The sequence below is a fragment of the Synechococcus sp. R55.7 genome (genome assembly GCF_047461955.1).
In the GTDB taxonomy this organism is placed as follows: domain Bacteria; phylum Cyanobacteriota; class Cyanobacteriia; order Thermostichales; family Thermostichaceae; genus Thermostichus.
Window position 1 is genome coordinate 5,543 of the sequence record NZ_JANSIC010000090.1, and the last position, 4,638, is coordinate 10,180.

Sequence of the window (4,638 nt, forward strand, 5' to 3'; positions counted from 1 at the left end):
TCGGCGGTGGCATTGTAGCGGGCTCGCTTGGCCCGCCAAGTCATCTGCTCGCTGCTATCAAAAAAGGGATCCGGCACCCCTTTTTGCCGGTCGGCACCTTCTCCGTAGAAGTAGCCGTGTGCCCCCTGTTCAAATACCTGTTGCCCAGCTGCCAGATCCACCTGCTCGGCAATCAACCGCCAACGCTGATGTCCTCCCCGACGACCCAAGATGTCTACCCTGCGGCTGACCGAGAGGGGCTGATCGGGGGAAGGAGACTCCACCTTCACTTCCTCGATGTCGATCGACAAGGCCCAGCCCACCAAAGCAGCCAAGATGCTGCTCCCCAACAGCGCCACCCCCAGGTTGGAATTGAAGAATCGCCGCATCCTGTTTTCGCTGCCGCCTCACCTCGACCCGAACCGATGACTCACCTCAGAGGCCATGCTCTGACCTAGCGCACTAGGCTGTAGCTTATCTCATTTTGCCGGCTGCACCGGGGGGATCCCGCGCACACCTAGCCTTAAGCCGACTTTTCAGCCTTCAGCCATAGCGGCTGAGGATGAACCCTAGCCCCAGAAACAGCCCCAGCCAAAAATGGAGACTGACGGCGATGAACTTGGAGTGGCTAATCCGCTGCGGCTGATCGTGATAGGTACCCAGCAGGCGGGAAAGCCGCACTGCAAACGGGATCCCCGCCAAACTCAGCAGTGTCCAAGCCGGAAAGATCCCCAGCCCCACAAACAGCAGCATCAAGGCAAAAAGGCTGCCGCAGAGCCAGGGGATGAGGCGGGCCGAGCGCAAGGTTCCCAGGCGGGCCACCGGCGAGCGCTTGCCACAGGCTAAGTCATCCTGCACTTGATGGAAATGGGAACAAAACAAGATCAAGCTGGTCGCCATCCCCACCACCAGTGAGGCTGCCAACCCCGGCAGCGACCAGGTCTGGCTTTGGCTGTAGTGGGCAGCCGAGACCGCCAGCGGCCCAAAGCTGAAAAAGCAGAGGATCTCCCCCAGGCCCTGGTAGCCCAGGCGCAGGGGCGGCCCTTGGTAGGCATAGCCCAGCCCACAGGCCACCAGCACCAACAGCAGCACCGTCGGATCCCATTGCCGCCAGCTCAGCCACAGGATCCCCAGCAGCCCCAGAGCCAAAAAGGCATTCCCCACCCAAAACACCTGCCCCGGCTTGCCCGTCAGGTTGACCAGCGAGTGGAGTTTGTTTTTGTCCACCCCTGTCTGGGCATCGAACACGTCGTTGCTGATGTTGACCCAGGCCAAGATGCAGATGGCGGCTCCCAAAAACACCCCCAAAACCCCCAAGTCCAGCACCCCTGACTGGGCATAGGCAATGGCGGATCCCACCCAGATGGGCATGATCGCCACACTGTACATGGGGGGCTTGAGGGCAGCCATCCACAATTGCCGGCGGGAGGGGTCACTCCATGCGACCTCTGCTGGTGGCTGCACTTGGCCGACATCTGGATTCATGGGAGTTCTCCTTGGGAAGCAAGCCTGCTCTGGGGCCTGTCTCTGGATCTGTCTACAACCATCTGCTCTGTAGGGTAGAGCGCCTGAGAAAGCATCCCCCAGGATGCTAAGAAACTTTGCAGTCCGTGAAGAAGCTCCTCAGATCTGGCCCCCAGAAGCTCAGGCTGCCGGCCCTTCTCCTAATCTCTTATCCTAAAGTCATCTTCTGCCGGTCTCCATCGACGGGTGTCCTGTTTTCGGCCAAGGTGGGATCGTCTTCTTTTTCTTGCGCATGACCTCTTCTCTTTCCCCTTGGAATGCCCACGGTACGCTTGAGTGCCTGGAGTGGCCGAGAGCATGGCCGCCGACTCGCACTTCTACCTGGACGGACGAGGCGAGGGATCGGCGCCACTGGGATCCCTTCCTAGCCGCCTGCCAACAGATGGCGCGGGCGCGGGGTGTTCCCCAAATCCTCAGCTTGTCGCAGCCCATCCCAGAGCTGGATCCGCTGGCGGTGCTGGCCCAGAGGCTGGGTTCGCTCCCCACAAACCGATTCCCGAGCTACTGTTATTTCTCCCACAAGGCCCACGGGGAAAGGGTGCGGGTGTTGGGATGGGGATCCCTGCGGCAGGTTGATCTCGCGGGAGAAGGGGGCTTGCGGGCGGCACGGAGCTTTGTAGAAGAGCTGCAGCCCCACGTCCATGCCGCTTGCATTGGCAGAACGGAGCCCTCGGAAGTGGGAAGATTCCCAGACAGCCGGCAGGAACGCCCTCTGTGTTTCTGTCGCCTCAGTTTCAGCCCCAGGAGCAAAGGGGGGGCAGCGCTGGTGCTGCCACGTTGGCAACTGTTGCAGGTGCCAGACTCCTGGGGATCCCTGACGGTAGCGCGGCTCAATCTGGAAATCGACCCCGAGAGCGACCTAGCGGCTTTGGCCGGGCAGATCACCGCCTTTTTTGCCCAAATGGAGCGCCTTTCTCGATCCCCCTTGCCCTTGTGGGAATTGCAAGCTCCCGTGCCGGTGGAGGTGGAGGAAGCCCCCCTCTTGGGGCGCATCCAAAAAGCCCTGCAGGTGATTCAGGCGGGATCCCTGGAGAAAGTGGTGCTGGCCGAAGCCGTGGATCTGCACTTGCCTGTCCCGCCGTCAATCCCGTCCCTGCTGGCTTATCTGGAAAAGCATCATCCCGATTGCAGCATCTTTGCCTTCGCCGCTCGCGCTACTCGGACGGAGTCCCTGGGGGCAGACAGGCGGGGGAGTTCGCCGGCCAGTCCTCTCCCTCTGACCCAAGAGGGGATCTCTCCCCAGGTTTTCTTGGGGGCCACCCCGGAGCGCTTGCTTTCCGTGTGGCAAGGCCGGGTGCAGATCGATGCCTTAGCCGGCTCCGCCGCCCGTGGAGCCACCAGCCACCAGGATCAGGTGCTGGCCGAGAGGTTGCTTTGCAGCGCCAAAGACCGCCGAGAACATGAGTGGGTGGTGCGCTCGATCCAGGAGGCTCTGGGTCGGTTGGGGATGGATCCCTGCATTTCCCCTCAGCCTCGGCTGCTCCGTTTGGCCAACATCCAGCATCTGCAAACCTTGATCGAGGCGGAGCTCCCCGCCGATGTACATCTGTTCGATCTGCTGGCCCAGCTCCACCCGACGGCAGCGGTGGGAGGGTATCCCCAACAGGCGGCGCTGCAGTGGCTAGAGCGGTTGGAACCCTTTGATCGCTCCAGCTATGCCGCTCCCTTGGGCTGGGTAGACTTACAGGGCAATGGCGAGTTTGTGGTGGGGATCCGCTCCGCCCTAATTCGGGGGAATTGGGCCCGCTTGTATGCCGGTGCCGGGATTGTGGCTGACTCCAACCCAGAGCAGGAGCTGGCCGAGATTCGTCTGAAGCTGCGCTCTCTGGTGCAGGCTCTGGCCTTGCGACCTGCAGCTCCTCCGCTCCCCAGCTTCTGAAGAGAGGGGATCAGGAAGATGTTTCTGCCGCCGCTGCGGGAGGTGGATACGAACCCCTCCACGAACAGCTACAGTGAGAAAGCCGGTCTTTGATTAGCCTCGGTGTCCTCTGCGGCATGGCGACCCTGAATCCCACCCATCCCCCTCGTATAGCCGGATCCCGCGCGCAAGTGGGGCTTTGGCCCGGCCTGATCCAGCACTATCGGGAATGGCTCCCCGTCAGCGCCAGCACACCTGTGGTCACGCTACATGAGGGCAACACGCCTCTGGTGCCTTCCCCGGCTTTGAGCCAACGGCTGGGGCGAGACTGCCAAGTTTACCTGAAGCTGGAGGGCCTCAACCCCACCGGTAGTTTTAAGGATCGGGGTATGACGATGGCGGTGTCCAAGGCCAAAGAGGCCGGAGCAGAGGCCGTGATCTGCGCCAGCACCGGCAACACCTCGGCGGCGGCTGCTGCCTTTGCGGCCAAAGGAGGTCTGCGGGCCTATGTGCTGATCCCCGATGGCTACGTGGCCAAAGGCAAACTGGCCCAAACCCTGATGTACGGGGCGGAGATCATCGCCGTTCAAGGCAACTTCGACCAAGCGCTGGCTATGGTGCGGCAGCTGGCGGAAACCTACCCGGTGGCCCTGGTGAACTCGGTCAACCGCTTCCGCTTGGAAGGGCAGAAAACCGCCGCCTTCGAGGTGGTGGATGCTTTGGGGGATGCCCCCGATTGGCTCTGTATTCCGGTGGGCAACGCGGGCAACATCACGGCTTATTGGATGGGGTTTTGCCAGTACCGCCAGCAGGGCAAGGCTACCCGTCGCCCTCGTCTCTACGGCTTCGAGGCTGCCGGTGCTGCCCCCATGGTGTTGAACCGGGTGGTGGAACACCCAGAGACGGTGGCCACGGCCATTCGCATCGGCAATCCTGCCAGTTGGGTGAAGGCCAAGGCGGCAGTGCAGGTGAGCGGCGGTCAGGTGGATAGCGTCACCGACGAGGAGATTCTGGCAGCCTATCGTCTCCTGGCATCCGAAGAAGGGATCTTTTGCGAGCCGGCCAGCGCGGCCTCGGTGGCAGGATTGCTGAAATGGCGAGAGCAGGTGCCTGCTGGAGCACAGGTGGTGTGCGTGCTGACGGGCAATGGCCTTAAGGATCCGGACACGGCCAGCCACCAGGGATCCGCTCCTATCCACACCGGCGTTGTCCCTGAGCTGTCCGCTGTTGCTCGTCTGATGGGTTTCTAGCAGAAACCGCCCGCTGGTTAGGGTCAG

At 62.1% G+C, this 4,638-nt stretch carries 3 protein-coding genes and 1 pseudogene; 2 read left to right on the forward strand and 2 right to left on the reverse strand.

Annotated features, from left to right (window positions below; translation table 11 throughout):
- Both NW820_RS06475 and menA read right to left on the reverse strand, forming a co-directional pair.
- A pseudogene (locus NW820_RS06475) lies at positions 1-368 on the reverse strand (hypothetical protein); the annotation flags it as partial.
- Positions 369-522: 154 nt separating this feature from the next.
- Complete coding sequence (gene menA / locus NW820_RS06480) at positions 523-1,464, reverse strand: 2-carboxy-1,4-naphthoquinone phytyltransferase (RefSeq protein ID WP_414407016.1); 942 nt, start codon at positions 1,462-1,464, stop codon at positions 523-525.
- A 271-nt stretch (positions 1,465-1,735) separates the two neighbouring features.
- On the opposite strand from menA, the gene NW820_RS06485 reads away from it, so the two are divergent.
- Positions 1,736-3,382, forward strand: coding sequence for an isochorismate synthase (locus NW820_RS06485; RefSeq protein ID WP_414407017.1), 1,647 nt, complete (start codon positions 1,736-1,738; stop codon positions 3,380-3,382).
- 116 nt (positions 3,383-3,498) lie between these two features.
- Positions 3,499-4,611, forward strand: coding sequence for a threonine synthase (gene thrC / locus NW820_RS06490; protein ID WP_414407018.1), 1,113 nt, complete (start codon positions 3,499-3,501; stop codon positions 4,609-4,611).
- Positions 4,612-4,638 lie beyond the last annotated feature (27 nt).

What these genes read in the sequence shown, in the direction of transcription:
- menA (WP_414407016.1), bottom strand. Translation starts at nt 1,464, where the DNA reads ATGAATCCAGATGTCGGCCAAGTGCAGCCACCAGCAGAGGTCGCATGG.
- NW820_RS06485 (WP_414407017.1), top strand. Translation starts at nt 1,736, where the DNA reads ATGACCTCTTCTCTTTCCCCTTGGAATGCCCACGGTACGCTTGAGTGC.
- thrC (WP_414407018.1), top strand. Translation starts at nt 3,499, where the DNA reads ATGGCGACCCTGAATCCCACCCATCCCCCTCGTATAGCCGGATCCCGC.